At 37.3% G+C, this 25,236-nt stretch carries 27 protein-coding genes; 19 read left to right on the forward strand and 8 right to left on the reverse strand.

Going from position 1 to position 25,236, the window contains the following annotated elements:
- Window positions 1-85: 85 nt before the first annotated feature.
- Window positions 86-940: an MBL fold metallo-hydrolase gene (locus E2K98_RS13290; protein ID WP_133334808.1), complete on the forward strand. Its 855-nt coding sequence runs from the start codon at window positions 86-88 to the stop codon at window positions 938-940.
- Window positions 941-1,070: 130 nt separating this feature from the next.
- Window positions 1,071-2,270: a class I SAM-dependent rRNA methyltransferase gene (locus E2K98_RS13295; protein WP_133334810.1), complete on the forward strand. Its 1,200-nt coding sequence runs from the start codon at window positions 1,071-1,073 to the stop codon at window positions 2,268-2,270.
- 216 nt (window positions 2,271-2,486) lie between these two features.
- Here the strand turns inward: E2K98_RS13295 and E2K98_RS13300 are convergent, their stop codons facing one another.
- Window positions 2,487-2,825, reverse strand: coding sequence for a DsrE family protein (locus tag E2K98_RS13300; protein ID WP_133334812.1), 339 nt, complete (start codon window positions 2,823-2,825; stop codon window positions 2,487-2,489).
- Window positions 2,826-3,511: 686 nt separating this feature from the next.
- Between E2K98_RS13300 and E2K98_RS13305 the strand changes: the two genes are divergently transcribed.
- Both E2K98_RS13305 and E2K98_RS13310 read left to right on the forward strand, forming a co-directional pair.
- The gene (locus tag E2K98_RS13305) at window positions 3,512-4,276 is read left to right on the forward strand and encodes an SDR family NAD(P)-dependent oxidoreductase (protein ID WP_133334814.1); all 765 of its coding nucleotides are present in this window, start codon (window positions 3,512-3,514) and stop codon (window positions 4,274-4,276) included.
- A gap of 16 nt (window positions 4,277-4,292) precedes the next feature.
- A complete protein-coding gene (locus E2K98_RS13310; RefSeq protein WP_133334816.1) occupies window positions 4,293-4,598 on the forward strand; it encodes an ArsR/SmtB family transcription factor in 306 nt (101 codons plus the stop codon).
- 561 nt (window positions 4,599-5,159) lie between these two features.
- Here the strand turns inward: E2K98_RS13310 and E2K98_RS13315 are convergent.
- The 3 genes from E2K98_RS13315 to E2K98_RS13325 form a co-directional block, all read right to left on the reverse strand.
- On the reverse strand, window positions 5,160-6,575 hold the full coding sequence (locus E2K98_RS13315) for a LysM peptidoglycan-binding domain-containing protein (protein ID WP_133334818.1): 1,416 nt from the start codon (window positions 6,573-6,575) through the stop codon (window positions 5,160-5,162).
- Window positions 6,576-6,752: 177 nt separating this feature from the next.
- A complete protein-coding gene (locus E2K98_RS13320; protein WP_133334820.1) occupies window positions 6,753-6,908 on the reverse strand; it encodes an Arc family DNA-binding protein in 156 nt (51 codons plus the stop codon).
- A gap of 13 nt (window positions 6,909-6,921) precedes the next feature.
- The gene (locus E2K98_RS13325) at window positions 6,922-7,782 is read right to left on the reverse strand and encodes an SPFH domain-containing protein (RefSeq protein ID WP_133334822.1); all 861 of its coding nucleotides are present in this window, start codon (window positions 7,780-7,782) and stop codon (window positions 6,922-6,924) included.
- Between the two features lie 286 nt (window positions 7,783-8,068).
- Here E2K98_RS13325 and E2K98_RS13330 point away from each other — a divergent pair, with 286 nt between their 5' ends.
- The 8 genes from E2K98_RS13330 (at window position 8,069) to E2K98_RS13365 (ending at window position 13,393) form a co-directional block, all read left to right on the forward strand.
- Entirely contained in the window at window positions 8,069-8,701 is a 633-nt protein-coding gene (locus tag E2K98_RS13330) for an AmiS/UreI family transporter (protein ID WP_133334824.1), read from the forward strand.
- A gap of 164 nt (window positions 8,702-8,865) precedes the next feature.
- Window positions 8,866-9,288, forward strand: coding sequence for a MarR family winged helix-turn-helix transcriptional regulator (locus E2K98_RS13335; protein WP_133334826.1), 423 nt, complete (start codon window positions 8,866-8,868; stop codon window positions 9,286-9,288).
- Between the two features lie 62 nt (window positions 9,289-9,350).
- A complete protein-coding gene (locus E2K98_RS13340; protein WP_133334828.1) occupies window positions 9,351-9,749 on the forward strand; it encodes a DoxX family protein in 399 nt (132 codons plus the stop codon).
- A gap of 124 nt (window positions 9,750-9,873) precedes the next feature.
- Window positions 9,874-10,812: a ring-cleaving dioxygenase gene (locus E2K98_RS13345; RefSeq protein ID WP_133334830.1), complete on the forward strand. Its 939-nt coding sequence runs from the start codon at window positions 9,874-9,876 to the stop codon at window positions 10,810-10,812.
- 23 nt (window positions 10,813-10,835) lie between these two features.
- Window positions 10,836-11,444, forward strand: coding sequence for a flavin reductase family protein (locus E2K98_RS13350; protein ID WP_133335560.1), 609 nt, complete (start codon window positions 10,836-10,838; stop codon window positions 11,442-11,444).
- Between the two features lie 38 nt (window positions 11,445-11,482).
- Window positions 11,483-12,100: an alpha/beta hydrolase gene (locus E2K98_RS13355; protein ID WP_133334832.1), complete on the forward strand. Its 618-nt coding sequence runs from the start codon at window positions 11,483-11,485 to the stop codon at window positions 12,098-12,100.
- Between the two features lie 147 nt (window positions 12,101-12,247).
- Window positions 12,248-12,853, forward strand: a complete 606-nt coding sequence (locus E2K98_RS13360; RefSeq protein ID WP_133334834.1) for a hypothetical protein — start codon at window positions 12,248-12,250, stop codon at window positions 12,851-12,853.
- A 126-nt stretch (window positions 12,854-12,979) separates the two neighbouring features.
- Entirely contained in the window at window positions 12,980-13,393 is a 414-nt protein-coding gene (locus E2K98_RS13365) for a gamma-glutamylcyclotransferase family protein (protein ID WP_165976265.1), read from the forward strand.
- 46 nt (window positions 13,394-13,439) lie between these two features.
- On the opposite strand, the gene E2K98_RS13370 is transcribed toward E2K98_RS13365, so the two are convergent.
- On the reverse strand, window positions 13,440-13,868 hold the full coding sequence (locus E2K98_RS13370) for a hypothetical protein (protein ID WP_133334838.1): 429 nt from the start codon (window positions 13,866-13,868) through the stop codon (window positions 13,440-13,442).
- Window positions 13,869-14,311: 443 nt separating this feature from the next.
- Here E2K98_RS13370 and E2K98_RS13375 point away from each other — a divergent pair, with 443 nt between their 5' ends.
- Entirely contained in the window at window positions 14,312-15,325 is a 1,014-nt protein-coding gene (locus E2K98_RS13375; protein ID WP_133334840.1) for a DUF3231 family protein, read from the forward strand.
- A 297-nt stretch (window positions 15,326-15,622) separates the two neighbouring features.
- Here E2K98_RS13375 and E2K98_RS13380 read toward each other — a convergent pair whose 3' ends face one another.
- Together E2K98_RS13380 and E2K98_RS13385 are read right to left on the reverse strand one after the other, a co-directional pair.
- Window positions 15,623-15,994, reverse strand: coding sequence for a hypothetical protein (locus tag E2K98_RS13380; RefSeq protein ID WP_133334842.1), 372 nt, complete (start codon window positions 15,992-15,994; stop codon window positions 15,623-15,625).
- A gap of 87 nt (window positions 15,995-16,081) precedes the next feature.
- Window positions 16,082-16,873, reverse strand: coding sequence for a hypothetical protein (locus E2K98_RS13385; RefSeq protein WP_133334844.1), 792 nt, complete (start codon window positions 16,871-16,873; stop codon window positions 16,082-16,084).
- 175 nt (window positions 16,874-17,048) lie between these two features.
- Between E2K98_RS13385 and E2K98_RS13390 the strand changes: the two genes are divergently transcribed.
- Window positions 17,049-17,600: a DJ-1/PfpI family protein gene (locus E2K98_RS13390; protein ID WP_133334846.1), complete on the forward strand. Its 552-nt coding sequence runs from the start codon at window positions 17,049-17,051 to the stop codon at window positions 17,598-17,600.
- A 135-nt stretch (window positions 17,601-17,735) separates the two neighbouring features.
- Here the strand turns inward: E2K98_RS13390 and pdxR are convergent, their stop codons facing one another.
- Window positions 17,736-19,145: a MocR-like pyridoxine biosynthesis transcription factor PdxR gene (gene pdxR / locus E2K98_RS13395; RefSeq protein ID WP_208025368.1), complete on the reverse strand. Its 1,410-nt coding sequence runs from the start codon at window positions 19,143-19,145 to the stop codon at window positions 17,736-17,738.
- A 105-nt stretch (window positions 19,146-19,250) separates the two neighbouring features.
- Between pdxR and pdxS the strand changes: the two genes are divergently transcribed.
- The 5 genes from pdxS (at window position 19,251) to E2K98_RS13420 (ending at window position 25,183) form a co-directional block, all read left to right on the forward strand.
- Complete coding sequence (gene pdxS / locus E2K98_RS13400; RefSeq protein ID WP_026576133.1) at window positions 19,251-20,135, forward strand: pyridoxal 5'-phosphate synthase lyase subunit PdxS; 885 nt, start codon at window positions 19,251-19,253, stop codon at window positions 20,133-20,135.
- Between the two features lies 1 nt (window position 20,136).
- Window positions 20,137-20,727, forward strand: a complete 591-nt coding sequence (pdxT, locus tag E2K98_RS13405; protein ID WP_133334848.1) for a pyridoxal 5'-phosphate synthase glutaminase subunit PdxT — start codon at window positions 20,137-20,139, stop codon at window positions 20,725-20,727.
- A gap of 574 nt (window positions 20,728-21,301) precedes the next feature.
- A complete protein-coding gene (locus E2K98_RS13410; protein ID WP_133334850.1) occupies window positions 21,302-22,858 on the forward strand; it encodes a spore germination protein in 1,557 nt (518 codons plus the stop codon).
- 25 nt (window positions 22,859-22,883) lie between these two features.
- Window positions 22,884-23,975, forward strand: coding sequence for a spore germination protein (locus E2K98_RS13415; RefSeq protein ID WP_133334852.1), 1,092 nt, complete (start codon window positions 22,884-22,886; stop codon window positions 23,973-23,975).
- Window positions 23,972-25,183: a Ger(x)C family spore germination protein gene (locus E2K98_RS13420; RefSeq protein WP_133334854.1), complete on the forward strand. Its 1,212-nt coding sequence runs from the start codon at window positions 23,972-23,974 to the stop codon at window positions 25,181-25,183. Before E2K98_RS13415 ends, E2K98_RS13420 begins: the two co-directional genes overlap by 4 nt.
- The last annotated feature ends 53 nt before the right edge of the window (window positions 25,184-25,236 follow it).

The following is a 25,236-nucleotide window of genomic DNA, read 5'->3' on the forward strand; positions in this document are numbered from 1 at the left end:
TCTTTTGGAGCACTTCATCAAGTAAATAGGAAAAATTAATTGGAAAATAATAATGAATACAAGTAATCAAAGGGGGAAATTAGTTATGCATTCAATTGAGAAGATAGGTAAGCGCTTTTGGTATATCACTCCAATTTCTGAGACGGACAGGCCCATTCTTGGGATGGTGGTTGGGGATCACAAGACATTGATGATTGATGCAGGTAACTCCGAAAACCATGCCCAATATTTTTTAGCAGAACTTTCAAAAAGGAATGTCCCAAATCCTGATATAGTCGTTCTAACACACTGGCATTGGGATCATATCTTTGGCCTTCCGGCATTAACAAATACCGTATCTTTTTCCTCCAAAGAAACAAAAGAGGAAATGGAGAAATTCATTCATCTTTCATGGTCGGATGAGGCGATAGATGCAAGGGTGAAGGAAGGAACAGAGATTGAATTTTGTGCGAATGCAATTAAGCAGGAATACACTGACCACCGAGATATCACCATTGTCCTACCCGATGTAGTTTTTGAAAATCAAGTGGAGATAGACCTTGGAGGAGTAACCTGTATAGTTCAGAAGGTTGGAGGTGATCACGCCTCAGATTCTGTCATCGTGTATATCAAAGAAGAAAAGATTTTATTTTTAGGCGACTGCATTTATCCCGATATTTTTTCGGAAAAAGAAAACTATACAATCAAGGAAACACTTCAACTTTTAGATAGATTAGAAACATTTGATGCAGATACATATGTCCTTTCCCATTGGAAGCCGATTTCAAAAGAGGAATTTAATCAAGAAGTTACCATGCTGAGAACGATTGCAAGATTTACTGATACTTATAGCGGGGATCAACAGAAAATACAAGTAGAATATGCGAAATACGTAAAGAGAGAACTTACAGAAGACGAAATGGTAACAATCACCGATTTTGTGAATGGATATCTAATATAAAGTTCAGAATGGAAGCACCGAACTTTGGTGTTTCTTTTTCTGTAACGGAGAGAAGGTAGTGACAAGTTTTCTTTCAAATTATGACTATATATGTAACAATAGAATGTAACTTAAGGTAAGGATGGAGATAATGGGATCAGAAGTGAGTATAAAGGTGAAGGCATCGTTCGTTAACAAATATAAGGAAGGTTATCCCCTTATATCGAAACAATTGATTAATAACGCATCTGATTTAACAGAAGAGGGTATGTTGATTAACCTTGTTGATGAAGGACATACATTTATAGGAAAAGGCTATTACGGTAAGCAAAACAAAGGGTATGGCTGGGTGCTTACTCATAATAAGGATGAAAAGATTGACCAATTGTTTTTTGAAAGAAAGATTAGGGCTGCATTAGACAAAAGAAAATCGTTTTTTAAAGATCAGGAAACGACCGCCTTTCGAGTATTTAATGCAGAAGGTGATGGAATTGGCGGCTTAACCATCGATTATTTCGATGGCTATTACTTAATCAATTGGTACAGTAGAGGGATTTATACGTATAAAGACCATGTGCTTGCAACACTTAAGAATCTAGTTGATTATAAAGCAATTTACCAGAAGAAGCGTTTTAATATTGAGGGAAAATATATCGAAGAAGATGGATTTGTTGATGGAGAAAGAGGACAGTTTCCGATTATTGTCAAAGAAAATGGGATTAATTTAGCTGTCTATTTAAACGAAGAAGCGATGGTTGGGGTTTTTCTTGATCAGCGCGATGTGAGGAGAACGATTCGTGATAAGTACGCTAAAGGAAAGACTGTATTAAATACCTTTTCGTATACCGGGGCATTTTCTATTTTTGCGGCAATCGGTGGTGCTGCAAAAACAACCAGTGTTGACTTGGCTAATCGTAGTTTACCGAAGACGATTGAGCAGTTCAGTGTGAACGGAATTGATTATGAAGCCCAAGATATTATTGTGGAAGATGTTTTTCATTATTTTAAATATGCTGGTAAGAAGAAGCTAACCTTTGATATGGTAATCCTTGATCCTCCTAGTTTTGCAAGGTCTAAGAAATTTACCTTCAGTGCAGAAAAGGATTATAAAAATCTCCTGAAAGAAGCGATCGCGATTACAGAGAATAATGGGGTAATTGTCGCTTCGACTAATTGTGCTGCGTTTGACATGAAAAAGTTCAAAGCGTTTATTGATGCTGCATTTAAGGAGAGCAACAGGAAATATCGAATAGAAGAGGAATTTTCATTACCTCAGGACTTTAAAACAATTAAGCAATTTAAGGAAGGAAACTACCTTAAAGTTGTGTTTATTAAAAAGCTTAATGGCTAGAGGAATGAGTAAAAGGTAATGAACTGCACCTCAATTTTTGGTGTTATCCAATAATTGTAGGTGCAGTTTTTGATATGGCCTAATTTATGGTTGATATATATAAAGTATGTTGTAATAATTGTCCTATCTTGTTGCATTAAAGCGCCGATTGTTGTATCTCAACATTGTTTAGATTTTAAATAAATGACAGATACCTTATGGAAAACCTCTTCAAAATCAAGATAAGGTAAGGACCTCATATTTTGAGGCTAATTCAATAAAATGGTCCATCCCGCTGATTTTCCCAGCTACAAGCCTATCATTTAGCTCATAAAAGTCTACACATGTTTTACATGCAAGAACGTCAACACCCTTTTCTTCCAGTTCTTTTAATTGGAGAGAAACAAGCGAGTTATCTGTTAGTGTAAACACACCCCGGTTCATACAAAAAACAGCAGCAGTCAGTTCTTCCTTCTGCTTAAGAATCGTAAAGAAGGTTTCTAATATTCCTTCACCTAGTTCTGGTTCTCCTTTGCCAAGCTGATCTGAAGAGAGTAAAATGACTTTGTTTTTCAATTTCTCCACCTCACTGATTTATTAACATAATGGTAGCATATTTAATTAGGAAAAAACTACCTTGTCTGGTTGATGTTGTAATTCATTCAGTTGCTTTCTTTCAATCATAGCTGATTTTCATGTAGCTATGATAGTAGGCGGAGATTCTCCGGCTAATGTATGTAGTCAAGTGTTAAGAAGCACATATTAGCGGAGATATTCCGGTTAACTCCTCTAAACAAGCTAAAATCTAATGATTTGGATGAGATAAACGGAAAACCTACCTTTATTTTTATGGAAATATGAACATTTCCCAAACTAAAAGGAATTTTTCCGTTTATTTTTCAAACACCGTGAAATCAACATTCAGTTAATAACAGAGCGGAAAAAGTACCCTGGGCATAGGGCTCCTGCGATACAGGCAACCGCCAGAAGTGTTTTGCCTGCTACGAAAAAGTAAAGAATGAGTCCAAGATACAGACAAGCAAAAATGAGGCCGATCACAGCCACTGTTTAATGGTCAGAAAAATTCGAAGCAGTCCTTCCAAATTCGGAGCATAAGTAAATGATTATAATTTGTGATCTTTCTCTCAATGTAATTGACATTAAGAGGATATTTAATTATTATACGTTTAAACGTTTAAACATTTAAACGCGAATATTCTATTTTTCGAATAAAATACAAACCCCAATGGAGGAACGAGTGTGTGAAAAGGACAGCATTAATTACTGGAGCTACAAGCGGCTTAGGATATGAGTTCGTAAAACTGTTTGCTGCTGATGGCTACAATCTTGTTCTAGTTGCTAGAAATAATCAAAAATTAGAAGAAATCAAACATACCTTTCCCCATATTGAAGTGACGATCATTGCTAAAGACCTAAGCGTACCAGGAGCGGCTAATGAAGTATTCCAGGAAGTTAAAAAAAAGGGAATTAATATCGATGCTTTGATTAACAATGCTGGTTTTGGATTAATGGGGAACTTCGTTGACCTAGATCTTCAAAAACAATCAGAGATGATTCAACTTAACATTACGGCATTAACAGAATTAACCTATTATTTCCTGCCAAGCTTAAAACAACAGAATAAGGCGAGAATCCTGAATGTCGCAAGTACAGCCGCATTTCAGCCGGGTCCATTAATGGCTGTGTATTACGCGACAAAGGCATATGTGCTTTCTTTTTCAGAAGCACTTGTGGAAGAGTTAAAAGGGAGCAGTGTTACCGTTACCACTCTATGCCCTGGTGCAACAAAGACCAATTTTGGTTCGGTTGCCAGTGTGGAAGGAACAAAAATGTTCAGTCGGGCTATGTCTTCAAAAATAGTAGCTCAACAAGGTTACCAGGCAATGATGCACGGGAAACGTGTGATAATAACGGGTGGATTGAATAAAGCTGGTGCACTCGCAGCAAAGTTTTTGCCAAGGAGCCTGGGAGCAAAAATTGCGATGTATGTCGCTGGTGAAAAGTAAGGGGGCTCTTGGAGTTATGACAAAACAAGCGATTGATGTTTTTAGGGCGTGTATTCCGTTATTTAACACGTTAAGTGACCCGGCAAGGCAGGATATTATTCTTTTGCTGGCAGAACGAGAACCGTTAAGTGTAAATGAAATTGCTGAACATTCCAGTTTATCGCGACCAGCGATTTCTCACCATTTAAAAATCATGCGGGATCTTCAACTTGTTAAAATAGAACAAAAAGGAACTCAGCGTTATTATTCACTTTCGTTAAATCAAAGTATAGAGCAATTGAAGGAGTTAATTGAAATAGTCGAGACTGAATGTATTCTTTAAAGTGTAAAAATGGTCCTGTTTCATTTATAGCCTGGATGAAGGACATTTCGCGAGTATCCAATGAAAGATTTGTCCTTCATTGCCTGGATGAAGGACATTTCGCGGGTATCCAATGAAAGATTTGTCCTTCATAGCCTTGATGAAGACCATTTTACAGGTACCCAATGAAAGAATTGTCCTTCATAGCCTGGATGAAGGACAATTCGCGGGTACCCAATGAAAGATTTGTCCTTCACAGCCTTGATGAAGACCATTTCACAGGGAACCCAGAAAGATTTGTCCTTCATAGCTTTGATGAAGATCATTTTACGCGTACCCAACGAAAGATTTATCCTTCATAGCCTGGATGAAGGACAATTCGCGAGTATCCAATGAAAGATTTGTCCTTCACAGCCTTGATGAAGACCATTTCACAGGGAACCCAGAAAGATTTGTCCTTCATAGCTTGGATGAAGACCATTTTACGCGTACCCAACGATAGATTTATCCTTCATAGCCTGGATGAATGACAATTCGCGGGTACCCAATGAAAGATTTGTCCTTCATATCCCAGATTCCCCATTACAAAGCTAATTTTTTTATCGTAAAATTGTCACCTAATAATGCCCAGTTTTGTGGATATGGATAACCTAATGCCCAGTAACTGACACCACGCAGGTTATATTGTTTCACCATGTCAAACTTTGCTTGAGCACTGCGTGCATCTTCAAACCATACTTCATGACCCCGGCCTTGCTCATCTACATAGCGAAAAAATGGTGATTGTGCGATCGTATCATATTGTATGGAAGCCCCATATTTAACAGCCCTTCTTACCGCTTCTTGAGGGCTAAAGGTCTCGGCTTCTTGGCCCTGAACATGTGGGAGAAACCAATCACGGGCATAAATTTGGAATCCTAAAAATATTTTTTCTGCTGGCATCACCGATAAGGCATATTCCACAACTCTTCGCATTTGATTAATAGGAGAGATTGCTTGCGGAGGGCCAAGTCGATATCCCCATTCATAGGTCATAAGTACCACGAAATCTGCAATTCTTCCATGTGCCTCATAATCGTGTGCTTCATATAACAGTCCTGCTTGGGTTGCACTTACTTTTGGTGCAAGAGCAGTTGAGACCAAATATCCCTTTGGATGCAGACGGTCAACCGCTAATTGTAAAAATTGATTATAATTCTCGCGGTCATCCGGTTGTACATTTTCAAAATCAATGTTTAACACTTTATAGCCCTTAGTATCCATCACTTGAAGAGCATTTGTAAGTACTTTTTCTCTTAAATCTGGATTGGATAAAATAACATGCGCTAAATTTGATCCAGCTTGTGTGGAGGTGAAATTTGTGATCGCCAACATGGGTACAATATTTTTAGATTTTGCAGCATCAACCATTACCTGGTCATTCATCGGTTGTAATGTCCCATCTTCCTTGATCATATAAGCAAATGGGCTAAAATAAGTAAGTAGATTCCCAAATTCATTAAAGTTATCGACAGTTGTTTCGTTCGACTGATACGTATAAGCATTTACTTCAATCGTTGGTTTTGTTCTTGGGATTGCCAATTGCATACCTGGATAAATCATGTTAGGGTCTTGAATGTGATTTTCACTGATGATTGCCTGAACCGTGATCCGATACCTGTTGGAGATTTGCCATAAGGTCTCCCCTGATTGAACAATATGTGTGATAGAAGGAATAAATAGTTTGGTCCCAGGATATAAAACATTTGGATTTGTTAGTTGGTTCGCTTGGATAATCGCCTGAATGGTGACGCCGTATTGTTGAGAAATGGACCATAATGTATCCCCATACTTAACGCTGTGGGATGTCCCAGGTTTTGGAATAACTAACGACTGTCCTATTAGTAATTGATTTGGGTTGGGTAACCCATTTAATTGAACTGTTGTATTCATATTTACAGCATAGCGGTTGGTAATTTGCCAGAGCGTCTCGCCAGCGCTCACCACATGTATAATCATTCGGACTCCCCCTAGGCGTTTTCATTAATGCATAATATGTAACAACCAATAAAAGGTGTATTACCTTGGGGGGTGACTCTTTTTTAAATGGGAGGAGCCCGTTCATTAACCAGCTCCAGCTGTAAACTAAAGGCACGGGGATAATTATTATATCCCCGTGCCTTAAATATCCGTAATTTATTCTTTTTTCATTCTGCCGGCCTTTTTGGCCGCCTCTTTTAAAATTACTTCGATTTGGGCGTTCACACTTCTAATTTCATCTTCCGCCCATTTTTCCAACACTTCATATAATTTGGGATCAATACGGAGCGGAAATGATTTTCGTTTCGTCATTTACGACACAACCTTAATAAATACTTCCTGTATTGATAATGGGCTGCGTGCCCTTTTCAGATACAATCGCGACCATCAAATTATTGACCATCTGTGCCTTTTTCTCCTCATCCAGCTCGACAATTTCTTGTTCAGCCAGCTGATCAATTGCGGCTTTGACTAGCCCTACAGCACCATCAACAATCACTTTCCGTGCCGACAACACTGCTTGAGCCTGCTGTCTTTGAAGCATGGCAGATGCGATTTCGGAAGAATAGGCCAGATGCATAATCCTTGCTTCAATGACATCGACCCCGGCAACCTCAAGTCTTTTTTGTAAGTCAGACATAAGAACGTCTGCAACCTCATCGCTATTTTGTCTTAATGTTAAGGCGTTTCCGGATGATTCAAATGAATCATAGGCATAGGTGCTGGCAATGTGGCGAATCCCAGTTTCACTTTGAATTTGAATGAATTTCTCGTAGTTTTCTACATCAAATAGGGCTTTAGCAGCATCCCTTACTTTATATACCACAACAGCAGCGATTTCAATCGGATTTCCCTCTAAATCGTTGACCTTTAATTTCTCGCTGTTAAAGTTCGTCACACGTAAGGAAACACGTCGTTTAAACGTGAAGGGAATGGTTGCCCATAATCCTTGTTCACGAATCACACCTAGATACGTACCGAAGAATGTTAATACTTTTGCTTCGTTAGGCTGAACAATGGTTAAACTGGTCGCAATGATCAAACCGAGTAGAACGGCTACAATGGCAAGTATTTTTTCTAGTGTTGAAACACCGTTAATGACTAATAAAACTCCGCCAACAATACACACAATGGCAATGACAAGTGCGGCAAAACCATTCATTTTAAAGATCGTTTTTTCTGTCATACAATCCCCTCCCTAAGATCAACGTGATATAAAAGTGATATCACATTTATATCATATGATTTTTGTTGAAAAAAGTAAAAGGTTATAGTGCTAACCAATTTATTTGTGTGGTGAAATAAACAATTTCCATTTTTTTAAGATATAGAAAGGATTTACTCTCTGATCGAGTATAAGTATAATAAGAAATGCTAATCGGACGTCATACGACTTTTTAAAAAGTAAAGACTTTTGATTATATAAAAAACCAGCTACTTGTAATATAAAAAAACGAAAAGGAAAAAATAAAATGGATATAATCGGTTTGTTCTTATCTGGTGCTGCATTATTTTTAAATGGGATTATGCTCGTAGGAAAAGCGGATGAAAAAAACGTTGGGATTTTTAATCTGTTTGTTGGGGCGTTCCAAGTCATCGCTCCTTTTTATTTAATTATTATTTCCGGTCAAGATCACTGGTTTTTATTTGAAAAAGCAGCCACTTTCTTGTTCGGTCTAACCTATTTGTACGTCGGAATTACTCTGTTAAAAGGAATGAATGGAAGCGGGCTGGGTTACTACTCTTTATGGGTGTCTATTATCGCTCTCGGTTATGTGATGGAATCCATTATCCATTTTCATGATATGGTTAATGCGTTGACATGGCTATTGTGGTCATTTTTATGGTTTTTATTTTTTGTAATCAATACACAAAAAATCAATATCAATAAATTCGTTGGAAAAGTAGCTATTATTCAATCATGGATAACCTTAACTTTGCCGGCGCTTTTTTCTTTCATAGGCATATGGGGGAATAAATGGATCTACAATATCTGGATATTCGTCTTAGGAATTTCAATCATCTACTTTCTGCTTTTGGCATACAAACAATTTTTTTATCAAAAAAAGCTTAGCTTTAAAGGAAAATTAACCATTTCAAAATAAGAAAATTGGACTAGGGCGGCATGACTTTTAATAAGTTATGCTGCCTTTTTTCTAATTGGGGAAATTGCATGAATAAAAATAGGTGTTGACATGAAAAATGTTAAGAATTATAATTATCTCATATTCAAGATAATAAATTTCGAGATTTTGGGAGGTGATTTAAAATGGTGCGAAAATGCAAGAATTTACCCTTTCTTGTCTTAATGCAAACATCAAAAGCTATTCATGAGCGCATAAAGGAAGAAATGACTAAAAACAAACTGAGTATTACGGAATTTTCAGTTTTAGAGGTCCTTTACCAAAAGGGGAAACAGACCATCCAACAGATTGGTCACTGCATCTTAATTTCTAGTGGATCGATGACCTATGTGATAGATAAATTAGAACAAAAAGGTTTGTTAAAGAGAAATGACTGTCCTAATGATCGACGTGTGATTCATGTGACATTAACGGATAAAGGAAATCAATTTATGGAGGAAATCATGCCGAAACATCTTGAGTTAATTGAGGATATGTTTCATTCATTAAATTCTGATGAGGCAGTGACATTGTTTCGGTTATTGGAGAAAGTAAAGAATACAATATAAAATTTTATTTTTTAAAATAAATATCTCGGATTCAAGATAAAAGCACTTAGGAGGAATCAGAAATGATTAATGTTGGCTTATTAATAATTCGTTTAGTAGTTGGTATATTATTCATTGGTCACGGTGCTCAGAAATTATTTGGTTGGTTTGGTGGTTACGGGTTAAAAGGTACGGGAGGCTGGTTTGAATCCGTTGGTGTGAAACCGGGAGTAACCATGGCCTTATTCGCTGGATTAGCAGAACTAATTGGTGGAATTTTGTTTGCTTTAGGACTTTTAACGCCACTTGCGGGAATTATCATTGCAGGTACTATGGTAATGGCGATCGTGAAAGTGCATGGTCCAAATGGAGTATGGGCAACATCAAATGGGTATGAGTATAACTTAACTTTGATCGCCGTTACGATCGGTATAGCTTTAGTCGGTCCTGGTCAATATGCTTTAGATGCTTTATTTTTCTAAAATATCTCGGAATTGAGATTCTTAAATTCAAATAAATATAAGACTTCAAAATTCAAATTAGGAACAAAATAACGTATACAGTTCCTTTTCAAAGCGAATTTCACATTAAAAAGGAGTGAGAAAAATGAGTAAGAAAACAATGGGGATTCACCATATCACAGCCATCGTAGGTCATCCACAAGAAAATGTAGATTTTTATGCTGGAGTTTTAGGATTACGACTTGTCAAACAAACGGTCAATTTTGATGATCCAGAAACTTATCATCTTTATTTTGGTAACGAAGGTGGAAAACCAGGAACAATTATTACCTTTTTTCCATGGACAGGTGCACGTCAAGGGATCATTGGAGACGGGCAAGTCGGAGTAACTTCATATGTAGTTCCGACAGGTGCTTTTAGATTTTGGGAAAAAAGACTAGAAAAATTCAACATTTCTTTTACGAAAATGGAACGCTTTGGCGAGCAATACCTGGAATTTGATGATCCACATGGGCTTCATTTGGAAATCGTAGAAAGAGAAGAAGGGGAAGCTAATACTTGGACCTTTGGTGGAGTAACATCGGATGTAGCCATAAAAGGATTTGGCGGTGCCACTCTTTTATCCTCTCAACCAAATAAATCAGCGGAATTGTTAGAAAATGTTTTAGGATTAGAAAAAATCGGGATAGAGGGGGATTTTGTACGCTTTCGCTCCTTAGCTGAAATCGGAAATATAATCGATCTTAAATTAACTCCGATTGGTCGAGGACAAATGGGTGTGGGAACTGTACACCATATTGCATGGAGGGCGAAAGATGATGAGGATCAATTAGATTGGAAACAATTCGTTCAAGCAAATGGGTATAGCGTTACACCAGTACAGGATCGAAACTACTTTAATGCGATATATTTTAGGGAACATGGGAAAATCCTTTTTGAAATTGCAACTGATCCTCCAGGTTTTGCGCATGATGAGTCACAAGCTACAATGGGGGAAAAATTAATGTTGCCATCACAATATGAGCCTCATAGAGGACAAATAAAACGCGGATTGTTACCATTTGAAGTAAGAGAACTAAACTGATTTTACGAAAGGAAATGATTACTGTGCTTTCGATTGACCCAGCCATATTGTCTGAACGGGATAATTATAAGTTCCTAATAGGAAGCATCATACCTCGACCGATTGCTTTCGTCACAACGATATCAAAAGACGGGGTTTTGAATGGTGCACCATTTAGCTATTTTAATATCGTATCATCCAATCCTCCGTTGATTTCATTATCGATTCAACGTGCACAAGGGGAACGAAAGGATACATCAAGAAATATCATCGAGTCTAAAGAATTTGTTGTTCATATTGTGGATGAACAAAATGTGGAAAAAGTAAATAAAACAGCTGCCAGTCTTCCACCAAATCAAAGTGAAATAGAGTTAGCGAAATTAACTCCAGTAGAAAGCGTAAAAATTACTGTGCCGGGAGTTAAGGAGGCGAAAATTAGAATGGAGTGTTCTTTGGAACATTCATTTGAATTGGGAGGTTCGGATTCCCCGGGATGTGATTTAATCATTGGAAAAGTGGTGCAATTTCATATCGAAAATGACCTCTATGAAAAAGGGAGAATTGATCCCAAGGGTTTGGCTGCGGTAAGTAGATTGGCTGGGAATTATTACGCCAAAATTGGTGAGATTTTTGAAATCGAAAGACCTAAATAGTTCATTTCAACGATGAACGTTCTGGAGGGAGATTAATCATGAAGCATATATTCAATAAGGGACAAGACCCAACTAAACCAACGTTATTATTACTGCATGGTACGGGTGGCACAGAATTAGACCTGTTGCCGATTGCAGGAAGAATGGATGATGAGGCGAATGTCTTAAGCGTCCGTGGGAATGTATTAGAAAATGGCATGCCGCGTTTTTTTAGAAGATTAGCGGAAGGGGTCTTTGATGAAGAAGATCTTATTTTCCGTACAAAAGAATTAAATGAGTTTCTAGATGAAGCAGCTGAAAAGTATGGTTTTGACCGAAATAATGTCATTGCCATCGGTTACTCAAATGGGGCGAATATTGCGGCAAGTTTATTATTTCATTATCAAAATGCCTTAAAGGGTGCGATTCTCCATCATCCAATGGTACCGAGAAGAGGAATCGAACTTCCTGATTTATCAGGGAAGTCAGTATTTATTGCCGCTGGAACAAATGATCCAATCTGCTCTCCAACAGAGTCCTCTGAACTACAATCTTTATTAGACAAGGCAAATGCGAAGGTTGAAATTCATTGGGAAAATAGAGGTCACCAACTAACATTGGAAGAAGTAGAGGCTGCAGGCCAATGGTATAAACAATTTAAATTAAAAAATATGTAAAAAGAAAATCAATGAATATAAACTAATCGGAATTTTTTTCGGTTAGTTTTTTTATGGGTATAAAAATGGGTAAAAGAAACAAAGCAGGAAATCCTTTGATTTTATCGAAAGTATATGAAAAACAGGTTTTAATATAGAGGTGACATAATGATTTTTCATTATCATTTTTGGACTCCCCATGTGGAGGAAACTGAAAAGTTTTATCAAGAGAATGGATTTCGCATATCGCAACGTTTAGGAAAATACAATGGCGATTTTCAAACGTTTAATCCTCCATTAACTTGGGATGATTTTCGTGAAAAAAAGATTCTTTTCCGAATTTTAGAAGCAAGAAAAGGGGCAGTTAATATAACTTTTGGTTATGGAAAGAGGATTATGTTTGATCATATTGGCTTTATAGTATCGGAGGAAGTAAAAGGAGAAATTAGTGAAAATGCTGAAAGAATGAATTGGGAAGTTGATCGCGGTGAAAGGAGGACCTTTATTACTACACCCTATCATTTTAGGATTGAACTCCAATTGAATATAGATGTAATAGACTCTATGAGTGAGAACATAAAAATAAAAAAATTAAAATTGGTAACTAAAATGGAGGGATTGGATAAAGACCTTGCCCAGTTGTTTGGAGGACCTCTTTATCAAATCATTTCCAAAGTCGGTAATGAAGTTATGATTAAGGAAGTGGTTATAAATGGGTTCTTATCGTCGAATGTTGTTGACCCTAACGGAGTAAAAGTTTTTAACAATATTTAGATAAATATTATAAACTAACAATCATAAAAAAACTCATAAAGGCCAAATAACAAAAGTGGTTTAAAGTGATGTACTGCTTTCGGGAGTATTTGTAGGAGAAGATTTAAATATTTGGGAGTGATGGTAATGGAAAAAAGGCACCATGTATTCGTTTACGGCACCTTAAGAAAGGATGACCGTAATCATAAGCTGCTTAAAGATGCTGTTTGTATTGCAAGTCATTGTTTCACAGAAGGAAGGCTATTTGATTCGCATCAGGGGTACCCGTTTTTAGTGCAATCCACTGACAGTCGAGTAGTTGGAGAACTTTATATAGTGGACGACGCGCAGCTTTCTGACCTCGATGGGTTGGAAGACTACAATGGAGTTGGAAAAGATAATCTTTATAATCGAGTGGAACAAGTGATCCATACTGGTACTGGGGATTTTCTGGCCTTTGTTTATGTCCTTCCAGAGAGTAAGAATTTCAAAAATATGAAGTTGATTGAAAGCGGAGACTGGTTTCTATATCAAAAAAATCAGAAAACAAGTCTAGGGTAGTGTTATTCTAATAGTAAAAGGCCGAAATATTAAATAATTGATTGGTTTAATGGCTTGGTAGCAGCATTTTATCTAAATCGCGCACTCTGTCATAAGATTCTACTAGATGTTTAGGGACCAACGTTCTTCCAAATTCCCAAGCATTTGTTTCAATTAACGATTTAAGCTGTTCGATCTCATCATCTTCTCCATACATTAGAATCCTTGTATCATGTTTGTTTTTCTTAAAATCTAAATAGTACCCGAGTACTCGATAAAGAATAAGTTTAACAAAGTTTTCATCAGTCTCTTTAATTTTAAAGTTCAATTTATCTTTATATCCGTTAATTTGTAAGTAGTTAAACTTAATCGTATTTGTCGATACGTTATAACTCATGGGCACAGTTAGATGATTGTTAAATTCATAATTAATTTCTAAATTATGTTGTTGGAGAGTATTTTCAATGATCTTTTCAATATCCCATATGTATAGCATTTGTTCCACCAATACCTTTTCCCATAATGATATCTGATAACCTTCATGTAATTATCTGAATTTGTCAAAATTATAGCACAGATTTTTATTAAATTAATGATAAGAGTATTACAATTTAATATCAGATCACTTACAAGAAATTTATCCTTCTATATACAGGTGAATATTCATAAAGGTTTTTAGGTTCCCCATTCAATTCGAATGGGGAACTTTTTTGTATTAAGCTCTATTAAAATTTTGAATGAAGATTCAATAATCAAAACCTGAATAACAATTATTTACATAGGAAAATCTATCACAAGGCGAACCATTTGAAAAATTAAAGGTATAGGAAAAGTTTTTAGCATAACGGTTAATTCTAATACTTCTATGAACATAATTACCTAGTATATATTTTCAGTATTAGATTGTTGATATAGATGAAAAAGGATGGTGGACATGTTATGGAGAGCAAGGACGAGAGCGTAAAACTAACAAGCGCAGAAGTATCAGTCTTATGGGGTACGTATGTTAACGACAGTATGGTGGATTGTATAATGCACCACTTTTTGGAATCCTACTCAGACCCAGACATTCATCCTATACTCGAGCAAACGAAAAACATTGCCAAAAAACATATGAATGAAACAGAGCAATTATTTCTGAAGGAGAAAATTGCAGTACCAGAAGGCTTTAAGGTAGGGAAACATGTTATTCCTGGGGCACCAAAACTTTTTTCCGAGATGTTTTATATGCAGTATGTATTGCAAATTTGTCGTTTTGGAATTGCTTCCCATACTGTAGGTTTAACATCAGCTGCAAGAGAAGATGTACGAAAAATGTATAAAGATTTCTACGATGATGCCTCACAATTATACAATGATGTAGTGAATCTTATGGAAAATAAGGGCACTTTTGTGCGGATTCCTTATATGACCTATCCAATTAAAATTGACTATGTCAACAAAGAAAATTTTTTAACAGGTTGGTTTGGTCGCAAACGTTCCTTGTTGGGAATAGAAGTTATCCATTTGATGCTTAATGCTTTTCAAAATGAAATTGGTAGAGCAACATGTGTGGGTTTTCCGCAGGTGGCTCAAGAACGAGAAATAAGAGAATATTTCCTGAGAGGAAAGCACTTAACGAAACATATTCTGAGTTCTATTCATGATGTACTTTTAGAAAGTGATGTCCCAAATGCAATGTCATGGGACCAAAGTGTTACAGATTCAACCATACCGCCATTTTCGGACCATTTGATGCTTTATATTATTGGCATTCTTTCTAATCTTGGTGTAGCAACTTATGGAGCTGGATTATCTGCAACCATGCGTAGGGATATTAGTGCGATGTACGCCAGTTTTATAACGAAAGCAGGAGCTTTTGGAGAAGATGGCATGGATTTAATGATTGAGAGAAGATGGAGGGAGCAACCTCCGACATTTGAAGACCGAGATCGGTTAGCTAAAAGGGATTAGTTTCAGGAACAAAATAAGGTAACGACAATCAAACTGAAAACGAGCCCCAATTATGTGGCTCGTTTTCCCAGGTGGTAAAGTCTTACTTTTCCTTGACAGCAAGTCCGATCATCATCACTATGAGCGTAAGCAACTGAATCATAACCTCTAGGTTAATCTTCATTCGCCCTCCTAACCTAAGTGAATTTTCTATCCTCCGGTCTCACTAAGAAGAAGTAAAGACTTACGTTTCCCATACAATATAGATATTCGGTCAACCAGTAAATATGACAGTTGAAATTATGATGATTTGAATTTCTATTCAAGTCCTGTTTGGGTTTTACCAGAGACGTGCCCATGTATGAATGTTACCAATATCGAATTCGGACCGGCACTTGCAGCATAGGTGTAGACTTCCATTTTCAATTTCCCTGATTGGCCTTGGGTTTGGTCAGTTGGTTTCCCAAGGATTTTTTCTACCTCAGCTTTAGTCATGCCACCTTCGCCAGTCTTTACATCTCCTACGCGAATTTGATCATAGTCTGCTTTACCTGGCAGAGCTTTTTCACTTTGTTGTGGTGCATTTTTCTCATCTAAGATATGCGGAATTCCATTGACAACCCCAACGATGATAAAAATTAACACAAAAGCTCCTATAAGAAGCATGACAAGTTTAAAAAGTTTTCCCATTATGATTCCCCTAACACATTCATTGTCTTATCAACACACACTATATTAACAGACAATCAATTTAAATCCAAAGGATGAATTCAATGTTTAATCCTGTTCTTTCAGACTAAACCCCATCTCCCATAATTCCTCAAAATAAAGCTCTTCAAATTTTTTCTCAAGAATTCCATAAAAATAGGCGATTGGTTTTTTGACGATGGAATTTGTTTTTAGCTTTCTAACTAATTGCTTAAATGCTTGAATGGCTGTTTCTAGAACTTGATCTTTATTCTTTTCCTGGTCACCTCGATAGGCTGCAATATTCACCATATGCCAAAATTCTTCAATGGTTTTAGCATCAGAAAAGAAGAATTTTACTAATTGCATAAACGGTTTCGGTACTCGGTCACTAACAAAAGTGTGATCGATTTCAACAGACGGTTCTTGATTACGTTTATTTATCTCTTGATTATTGGTTTTAGGAAGATTGCTAGTTTTAGGGTGGTCCATTTTTTCCTCTTTTGGTGGTTCACTTTGAGGAAAACGATTAAATACATAAAGGTTACTCGATTGTGAGCCGTTTTTTCTTTCGGTTTCATAGACTGTCATGATTCCTAAGTTGATTGCTTTTTGGATCATCCGTTTAAAGGTTGACCGGGAAATGCCGTTGTCATGATATTCTTCATGAATCGCTTTTAAGACGGTGCCAATTTTGGCATTCGAAACTCCTGGGATTTTTGCCGAAAAACGAACCAGCCGTTTTAGTCCAATTAATTCACCTTTCGAAAAATCCTTCTTATGTATAGCCAGCCACATCTCTAGATGGGTATTAAATTCCTTAAGTGAAGAGAATTGAGAATATTGTTCGAAGCCTTCAATTTTACCTGATTTTATTTGCATATAATTGCACCACCCTTTCACCGCCTATATAAAGAAAAACGGGTGAAAAGGACATGGTGGGAGAGGGGAAGTTGTGACAGATTTATGAAAACAATATAAGGTAAAAAAGTAATAATAGAAAGAGTTTCGAATATAAATAATGTTGGCTTGGTTTATAGTGTATGGAGGGATGAGTATGTCAAAAAAAGTACTAATTTTAGCAGGGGATGCCGTTGAATCTTTAGAGGTTTATTATCCATATTTTCGCTGCCTAGAAGAAGGATATGATGTTAAAATTGCTGCACCATCCGAGAAGAAACTGCAAACAGTCGTACATGATTTCATCGGTTGGGATACCTATACGGAAAGCAAGGGATATCTGATTGAGTCTAACCTTGCATTTGAAGATGTCAATCCTGAAGAATATGACGGGTTAATTATTCCTGGAGGAAGGGCACCTGAATACATTCGGTTAAATAAAAATGTTCCAAGAATTGTTGCTCACTTTTTTGAAGCGAATAAACCAGTAGCAGCCATATGCCATGCCAGTCTAATTTTAACAACAGTCCGCCAATACTTGGAGGGCCGTGAATTGACTGCATATATTGCCTGTAAACCAGATGTGGAAGCAGCAGGGGCAAAATATATTGACAAACATCTCCATGTTGAAGGAAATCTAGTATCAGGACATGCATGGCCTGACCTGCCAGGGTTCATGAAAGAATTCATCAAACATTTAAACCAATAATCTTTACTTGAAAAATCTTAAAAAGGAACCTGACTCTACAGTCTGGTTCCTTTTATTATTAAAATATTGGAAAAATAATGTAATATTAGTTTTTAGATGAAATTTAATTACAAAAATCCAAGTTGACTGATCGCTCTATCGCTTTTTTGATTTTGAAATTCCCCAGCATTGCATTAATTGGTGAATGCCTTTTTCAATTTGATCGATTGGAATACTGCCAAAGCCAAATAGAAAGGTTGGATATTGATATTCAATTGGCTTTAATAAATAATCGCTTACTGGATAGATGGCAATATTGTCTTTTGCTGCTATCCGTTGCAACTGATCTTCACTTTTTGACAGGGGGACAGAAATTAAAACGTGCATTCCGGCTTGGTCTCCAGTGATTTTAACATCAGGATAATAGGTTTCAAATATTTGGGTTAATTTTTCATGTTTTTTACGATAAATTTTTCGCATCCGGTTTAAGTGTTTTGAAAAATATCCATCTCTCATAAAATTAGCTAAAATATGCTGATCAAATCTCGGTACGGTTGCCGAGTAAAAACTAAATGCCTCTTTGTATTTTTGCAGCAAGGTTGTAGGTAATACAATATAAGCAACACGTAAGGAAGGCATTAATGATTTGGAAAAAGTGCTCATATAAATGACTTTATTGTTTTGGTCTAAGCCTTGTAATGCAGGAATGGGTTTTCCGATATAACGAAACTCACTATCGTAATCATCTTCAATGATGTAATGATTTTCATCTTTTGCAGCCCAGTTTAACAGGTGTGTTCTTCTTGTTGCTGATAGTACCGCACCCGTTGGGAATTGGTGTGAAGGTGTAATGTAAACAACGTTGGCATTTGTTTTTTCAAGTTCATCCACCATTAAACCTTCTTCATCTACCGGAATCGGGATGGCTCTATTTTCTAATTGTATTTTGGGGATAGCAGAATAGCCAGGGTTCTCAAGAGCAAATTTTGAATCATTTTCAAGTAATCTTAGAATCATTGGAAGTAGATGTTCCGTTCCCGAACCAATGACAATCTGATCTGGTTTACATACAATCCCCCTTGATTGATAAAGATATTTTGAAATTTCAGCTCTTAATGCCAATTCTCCTTGAGGGTCTCCAATTTGTAAAAACTCTTTTGAGCTACTATCATATAAATTTTTTGCATATTTTCGCCAAAGTGAAAATGGGAATGAGTCGGTATCAATTTTTCCCGGATGGAAGTCAAATTGATAGATTTTCTTCTCGACCTTCTCTATAGGCATGTTTAAATGCTCTTTTTCAATATAGGGTAATTCATCGATCTCTTCTACAAAGAAACCAATCCGAGGTTTAGATACCACATAGCCTTCTGCCATGAGTTGAAAATAGGCAATTTCAATCGTTGTTTGACTGATATTTAAAAATTCAGCTAATTTTTTTTTGGATGGTAATTTGGTTCCAACTTCAATTTGTTTATGGATAATGGCATCCTTGATACCGATATAAAGCTGTTCATATAAAGGTTTTGCTGTACTTTTATCCAATTTAAACATAAGCATATCCATCTGCAATTCCCCCAACTGACCATATTGATTTTTTGAAAATTGAACCTTTTCTTAAAGTCAATTTCTATTATACTAGGAATCATCAAGTCATTGGAGGTTATTTTTATGAAACAAGTTGGAACTGAAAGAGTAAAACGTGGAATGGCAGAAATGCAAAAAGGCGGCGTTATTATGGACGTCATTAATGCCGAGCAAGCAAAAATTGCAGAGGCTGCAGGTGCAGTTGCTGTTATGGCTTTAGAACGGGTACCATCTGATATTAGAAAAGCTGGGGGCGTAGCCCGTATGGCGGATCCTCGTATTGTAGAGGAAGTATTGAACGCTGTAACCATTCCAGTAATGGCAAAAGCACGTATTGGTCATATTGTAGAAGCACGTGTATTAGAATCAATGGGTGTTGATTACATCGATGAAAGTGAAGTATTGACTCCTGCTGATGAAGAATACCATTTATTAAAAAGCGACTATACCGTACCTTTTGTATGTGGGTGTCGCGATTTAGGGGAAGCTGCACGTCGGATTGGAGAAGGAGCTTCCATGTTACGTACGAAAGGTGAACCGGGAACAGGTAATATTGTAGAAGCTGTTCGTCATATTCGAAAAGTGAATGCGCAAGTAAGACGCGTTGTGGGTATGAGTACAGATGAATTAATGACTGAAGCAAAAAATTTAGGAGCACCATTTGAATTATTACTTGAAATCAAAAAATTAGGGCGCTTACCAGTTGTAAATTTTGCTGCTGGTGGGGTAGCGACACCTGCCGATGCAGCTTTAATGATGGAACTTGGAGCAGATGGTGTATTTGTAGGATCAGGTATTTTTAAATCGGATAACCCAGAAAAATTCGCACGTGCCATTGTAGAAGCAACTACACATTATCAAGACTATAAACTGATTGCAGAAATTTCAAAAGAGTTAGGGACACCGATGAAAGGTATTGATATTTCAACGCTAGCTGCAAGCGAACGAATGCAGGAACGTGGTTGGTAACATGCTGAAAATTGGGATACTTGCATTACAGGGTGCAGTCAGAGAGCATATTAGACAAATAGAAGAGCTTGGTTGTGAAGCCATTTCTGTTAAATCTGTTGAGGATCTAAAAGATATAAATGGTCTGGTATTGCCTGGCGGAGAAAGTACGACAATGCGTAAGCTGCTGGACCGTTACGGTTTACTAGAACCCATTCGTGCTTTAGCTGACAAAGGAATTCCGATGTTTGGAACATGTGCGGGTCTGATTTTATTAGCAAAAGAAATCGTCGGATATGATACGCCTCATCTTGGGTTAATGGAAGTAGTGGTTGAACGGAATTCATTCGGACGCCAAGTAGATAGTTTTGAAGTAGAGCTATCCATTCATGGAATAGGGGAAGATATTCCTGCTGTTTTTATCCGGGCACCACATATCGTAGATGCCGGTGAAAATGTTGAAATTCTAGCAAAACATGAAGAGCGCATTGTGTTAGCTCGAGAAGGTCAATTTTTAGGTTGTTCCTTTCATCCAGAGTTAACAGAAGATAGTAGAATTATGAAGTATTTTATTCAAATGGTACGAGAGAACACAACTGTTTTATCTCATTAGGAATGTCTTCAAATTGTATAAAAGTGTTTCCATATATATGTAACAAGAGATTTAAAAAGCTAACATAGTGAACCAAAATATAAAACGGTAAAACACTCACAAATTTATTTATAAATTTTTGTGGGTGTTTTTTTATAGAAATCCCACTGCTTCGAAGAGCACCACAGAAAACCACCGTAATAAATAAAACAAGTAAAGGAGAAACTAGAGTAATTACTCTTCTGAAAAATGTTTCAAAAGCAGTTTTTGCATGGAATCGGCCATTACTTTTGTGCACTCACCCCATGATATCCTTTTCATTCCTTTGAGTTTTCTTCTGCTTAGTAATTTTGAATCTTCCGTTCCGATTTTTTTCCAAGTTTTCGCCGATCTGACGGCCATAGGGGGTCAAGGATGTAAGTAACTGTTGGCTGATGGTTGCATCTTTTACAAATTCATTTGTGCAAATATATCCAATTGCAACTGAACCAAAATGGTTTAAATTCCTATATAAAAGACAAAAATGATGGTACATACACAGTCCAAAATGATCTATTCTTGGTTCGCAGATTAACAACTAGTGAGTGATTAATCAATGAGAAAACTAAAAATAAACAGACTTGCAGACAAAAAGGCTTATGGACGAGATACTGTTTCTCAAGAATCTGCTACAAGTTTTACCGACGACTTACCAATAAATTTAGAATTAGTAAAACAAGAAATCGGTCAAAACTGGGATGTCCATTATCGGGAGTTTAACATGGGGCGTACTGGGATAGGGGCATGCCTCATTTTTGTCATTGGATTATCTGACATAGAACTCATAAATAAACAAATTATTTCATCCTTAATGGTTGAATTTTCTTCAGAATTAAAACATGAATTATCCGCAGTAAAAGGAAATCAATTAAATGAATTTTTAAAAAACCAAGTGATCCCGATTAGTGAAATTGAAGAGATAGGTTCGATAAAAGTGGCAGCTGCTAAAATCCTAACAGGCTCTGCAGCACTTTTAATCGATGGGTCTTCAGAGGTGCTCGTCTTAGGTACCACAAAATTAAAAACAAGAGCGATAGAAGAACCTGTATCTGAGTCTTTAGTCCGAGGGCCTCGCGTTGGATTTACGGAGTCTTTGAGGGATAATACCTCAATTTTGCGAGGAAACGGTGAAATTGAAAATCTAACCTTTGTAAATTTTCGAGTTGGTAGGACTTTAAAAAAAGATTTGGTGGTTGCTTACATTAAAGGAATTGTCGACCCGGATTTAGTTCAAGAGGTAGAAACGCGCATAAAGAAAATTGATCTTGATCATATCCCGGAATCCGGTTATGTCGAGCAGTTGATTGAAGATAATTACCGAAGCCCCTTTCCACAGGTGCAGAGTACAGAGCGTCCTGATCGAGTAATGGCTGCTTTAATGGAAGGCCGGGTATCCATTTTACTGGATGGAACGCCTTTTGCATTAATTGTTCCGGTTACCTTTAGCATGATGTTACAATCACCGGAAGACTATTATGAAAGATGGATTCCCGGTACACTGCTCCGATTACTTCGGTATCTGGCATCGATTCTGGCTCTTTTCACACCAGCGCTGTATATTGCTTTTATCTCGTTTCACCCAGGGATGATTCCGACTAAGTTAGCGATTTCCATTATAGGTTCGAGGACAGGGGTTCCATTCCCGGCATTGATTGAAGCCTTATTCATGGAAATTTCCATAGAAATTTTGAGGGAAGCCGGGCTCCGTCTGCCAAAACCTATTGGTCCGGCAATGGGCATTGTCGGTGGATTAATTATTGGTGAAGCCGCTGTACAGGCAGGGATTGTGAGCAATATTTTAGTCATTATCGTATCTTTAACGGCTATTTCATCGTTTGCCATTCCGCAATATAGCGGAGGGATACCGCTACGTATCCTTCGCTTCGTAGCCATGCTTTTTTCTGCAGTTTTAGGTTTGTACGGGGTGATTTTATTTTTCATCTTCTTAACCGCCCATTTAGTGAAATTAAAAAGTTTTGGCACTCCATATGTGAGTCCGGCGGCTCCTTATCGTTTAAGTGATTGGAAGGACTTTATGTTTCGCATGCCGCTTATGATGATGAAGGAACGTCCAAAAGTGAATCATCCGAAAGATAAGATACGGAAGGGATAATGTATCGTGAAAGGAAGAGTAAGGTATGATTCTAAATCCTAAAGATCAAATCACGACTTCCCAGGCAGCGGTTATCCTCATCAACGCGATTCTTGGCACAGGAATCCTCACCTTGCCCAGGGCGTCCGTAGATAAGGTGGGTACTCCTGATGTATGGATCACCGTTTTGTTAGGCGGGCTGCTAGCAATCCTTGCAGGAATTATTATTGCGAAGTTAAGCCAGCGATTTCCGCAAAAAACTTTTTATCTCTATAGTCAGGATATTGTAGGCAAGTGGGTCGGCGGATTTCTTGGTTTACTTGTTATTGGTTATTTTCTCGCCACATCCGGTTTTCAAATCCGTTCCTTGACGGAAGTAACAAAGTTCTTATTACTGGAAGGAACTCCCAGTTGGGCGATTATCCTGCCATTCATGTTGGTGGGGCTTTATTTAATGATGGGCGGAATTAATCCAATTGCACGACATTTTGATATTATTTTACCGATAACGGTCGTCCTTTTTTTGCTCGCCATTTTTTTGAGTTTCAAAATATTTGAGATCGATAATTTACGTCCCGTATTGGGGGCGGGAATTATACCAGTGCTAAAAGGGGTAAAAACAACGGCGCTTGCATTTACTGGTCCTGAGGTTATGCTGTTCCTTGTGGCTTTTATGAGTGAGCCAAATAAAGCAGTAAAAGCCGTGATAGTGGGTATTACGATTCCTTTAATATTTTATATCATTACTGTCGTCCTTGTAATTGGTGCATTATCAGCGGATGAGGTGGTCACAAGAACATGGCCGACACTTGATCTGCTGCGAAGTTTTGAAATCTCAGGTTTGATTTTTGAACGATTTGAATCATTGCTGCTGGCGATTTGGATTATGCAAATGTTTACCATTTATACAATTGCACACTATGCTGCTGCACTGGGACTGGCTCAAATTTTTAAAAAGAATATTCATACATTTATGATTGGATTGGTACCGGTTATTTATTTAATTTCCATGATTCCTAAAAATTTAAATGATGTTTTTAAGCTTGGTGATGTAATTGGGAATGCTGCATTGTATCTATTTGGTGTAATGCCACTATTCCTTCTCATCATCGCAAAATGGGTGAGAAGGGCAACATGAAGTTTAAACACTTGTTCGTTCGTATTCTTTTTGGTTCACTGTCTGTTATTTTTCTGTTTTCCCTCACTGGCTGTTGGAGCAGCCATGAAATCGAGGAGTTAAGTCTTGGGGTAGGAATGGCCCTAGATACAAATAAGGATTCAAACTCCGAAAAAATGATGAATGAGAAATACGCAGAGGATTCAAAGGAAAATGCAATTACTATCACTTACCAACTTATTACGCCAGAAATCGCCAGCTCATCGAGTAAAGGGGAAGAATCACAAAAAAATTCCTACTTGAATATTTCTGAAACGGGAAATTCTCTTATCCAAGAGGTGCGGGAATTATCATTACGGTCGGACCTTCCCTTAAATGCCTCACATATGAAAGTCGTGGTTATTGGGGAAGAACTGGCGCGATCGTTCAGTTTGCAAGAGTTATTTGATCTGTATCTTCGGGATAATGAGTTCCGCCCAAGCTGTCTGGTGGTTGTCAGTAATGGGAGAGCAAGCGATTCCTTAATATCCAAGAAGGAAGGAGAAGTTCCTGCCTTCCGTTTGTTTGGAATCGTCGATAATGCTTATCGAACAACCAGGATTTTACCTCCAGTCTCGATTATTAAATTGGATAGCAAGCTCCAATCGGGTTCCAGTTTTCTATTACAAAACGTGGTTTCAGCAAATGGACAAGTGGAATTTGCCGGAGCTGCAGTGATAGATGGAAAGACAAAAAAATTGCGTGGTTTTTTAAATAAGAAGGAATTAGAAGGAATTACCTGGTTGGCGGGAAAAGAAAAAGGCGGTGTGGTCAAAAGTTTTGATCAACAGTCAAAAAGGCTGATTATGTATGAGATTGAAACCATAAAAAGTAAAATCACACCACATATAAGGGGAAACACCATCTCATTTGATGTCAATATTGAATCAAAAGGGATATTAATGGAGCATCGGGTAACATCCAGTACACCGTTTGAAAATTCTTTTCTTAAAAGGGCAGAAGCGTCAATCGAAAGTGCCGTAAAACAATTGGTCGAGGATTCAGTAAAAAAAATGCAAAAGAAATATCAAGTAGACGTGGCTGGTTTTGGCAACCGTATAAAAATTGAAAATCCGAAATTATGGGAAAAAGTTAAAAAGGATTGGGATCAAACCTTCAGTAAGGTTCCCATTCATTACAACGTGAAAATAACGATCAAAGGTTACGGGGCATCCGGTCATTATAAATAAGATTACTAATAGATAGATCTCAAAGAAAAAACTTCACGAAACAAGAATTCCGT

It is taken from the genome of Bacillus salipaludis, from assembly GCF_004358205.1.

Bases quoted from the DNA above. Each gene is read 5' to 3' on its own strand.
- E2K98_RS13290 (WP_133334808.1), top strand. From the start codon at position 86: ATGCATTCAATTGAGAAGATAGGTAAGCGCTTTTGGTATATCACTCCA.
- E2K98_RS13295 (WP_133334810.1), top strand. From the start codon at position 1,071: ATGGGATCAGAAGTGAGTATAAAGGTGAAGGCATCGTTCGTTAACAAA.
- E2K98_RS13310 (WP_133334816.1), top strand. From the start codon at position 4,293: ATGACAAAACAAGCGATTGATGTTTTTAGGGCGTGTATTCCGTTATTT.
- E2K98_RS13315 (WP_133334818.1), bottom strand. From the start codon at position 6,575: ATGATTATACATGTGGTGAGCGCTGGCGAGACGCTCTGGCAAATTACC.
- E2K98_RS13320 (WP_133334820.1), bottom strand. From the start codon at position 6,908: ATGACGAAACGAAAATCATTTCCGCTCCGTATTGATCCCAAATTATAT.
- E2K98_RS13325 (WP_133334822.1), bottom strand. From the start codon at position 7,782: ATGACAGAAAAAACGATCTTTAAAATGAATGGTTTTGCCGCACTTGTC.
- E2K98_RS13330 (WP_133334824.1), top strand. From the start codon at position 8,069: ATGGATATAATCGGTTTGTTCTTATCTGGTGCTGCATTATTTTTAAAT.
- E2K98_RS13335 (WP_133334826.1), top strand. From the start codon at position 8,866: ATGGTGCGAAAATGCAAGAATTTACCCTTTCTTGTCTTAATGCAAACA.
- E2K98_RS13340 (WP_133334828.1), top strand. From the start codon at position 9,351: ATGATTAATGTTGGCTTATTAATAATTCGTTTAGTAGTTGGTATATTA.
- E2K98_RS13345 (WP_133334830.1), top strand. From the start codon at position 9,874: ATGAGTAAGAAAACAATGGGGATTCACCATATCACAGCCATCGTAGGT.
- E2K98_RS13355 (WP_133334832.1), top strand. From the start codon at position 11,483: ATGAAGCATATATTCAATAAGGGACAAGACCCAACTAAACCAACGTTA.
- E2K98_RS13360 (WP_133334834.1), top strand. From the start codon at position 12,248: ATGATTTTTCATTATCATTTTTGGACTCCCCATGTGGAGGAAACTGAA.
- E2K98_RS13365 (WP_165976265.1), top strand. From the start codon at position 12,980: ATGGAAAAAAGGCACCATGTATTCGTTTACGGCACCTTAAGAAAGGAT.
- E2K98_RS13370 (WP_133334838.1), bottom strand. From the start codon at position 13,868: ATGCTATACATATGGGATATTGAAAAGATCATTGAAAATACTCTCCAA.
- E2K98_RS13375 (WP_133334840.1), top strand. From the start codon at position 14,312: ATGGAGAGCAAGGACGAGAGCGTAAAACTAACAAGCGCAGAAGTATCA.
- E2K98_RS13380 (WP_133334842.1), bottom strand. From the start codon at position 15,994: ATGGGAAAACTTTTTAAACTTGTCATGCTTCTTATAGGAGCTTTTGTG.
- E2K98_RS13385 (WP_133334844.1), bottom strand. From the start codon at position 16,873: ATGCAAATAAAATCAGGTAAAATTGAAGGCTTCGAACAATATTCTCAA.
- E2K98_RS13390 (WP_133334846.1), top strand. From the start codon at position 17,049: ATGTCAAAAAAAGTACTAATTTTAGCAGGGGATGCCGTTGAATCTTTA.
- pdxR (WP_208025368.1), bottom strand. From the start codon at position 19,145: ATGGATATGCTTATGTTTAAATTGGATAAAAGTACAGCAAAACCTTTA.
- pdxS (WP_026576133.1), top strand. From the start codon at position 19,251: ATGAAACAAGTTGGAACTGAAAGAGTAAAACGTGGAATGGCAGAAATG.
- pdxT (WP_133334848.1), top strand. From the start codon at position 20,137: ATGCTGAAAATTGGGATACTTGCATTACAGGGTGCAGTCAGAGAGCAT.
- E2K98_RS13410 (WP_133334850.1), top strand. From the start codon at position 21,302: ATGAGAAAACTAAAAATAAACAGACTTGCAGACAAAAAGGCTTATGGA.
- E2K98_RS13415 (WP_133334852.1), top strand. From the start codon at position 22,884: ATGATTCTAAATCCTAAAGATCAAATCACGACTTCCCAGGCAGCGGTT.
- E2K98_RS13420 (WP_133334854.1), top strand. From the start codon at position 23,972: ATGAAGTTTAAACACTTGTTCGTTCGTATTCTTTTTGGTTCACTGTCT.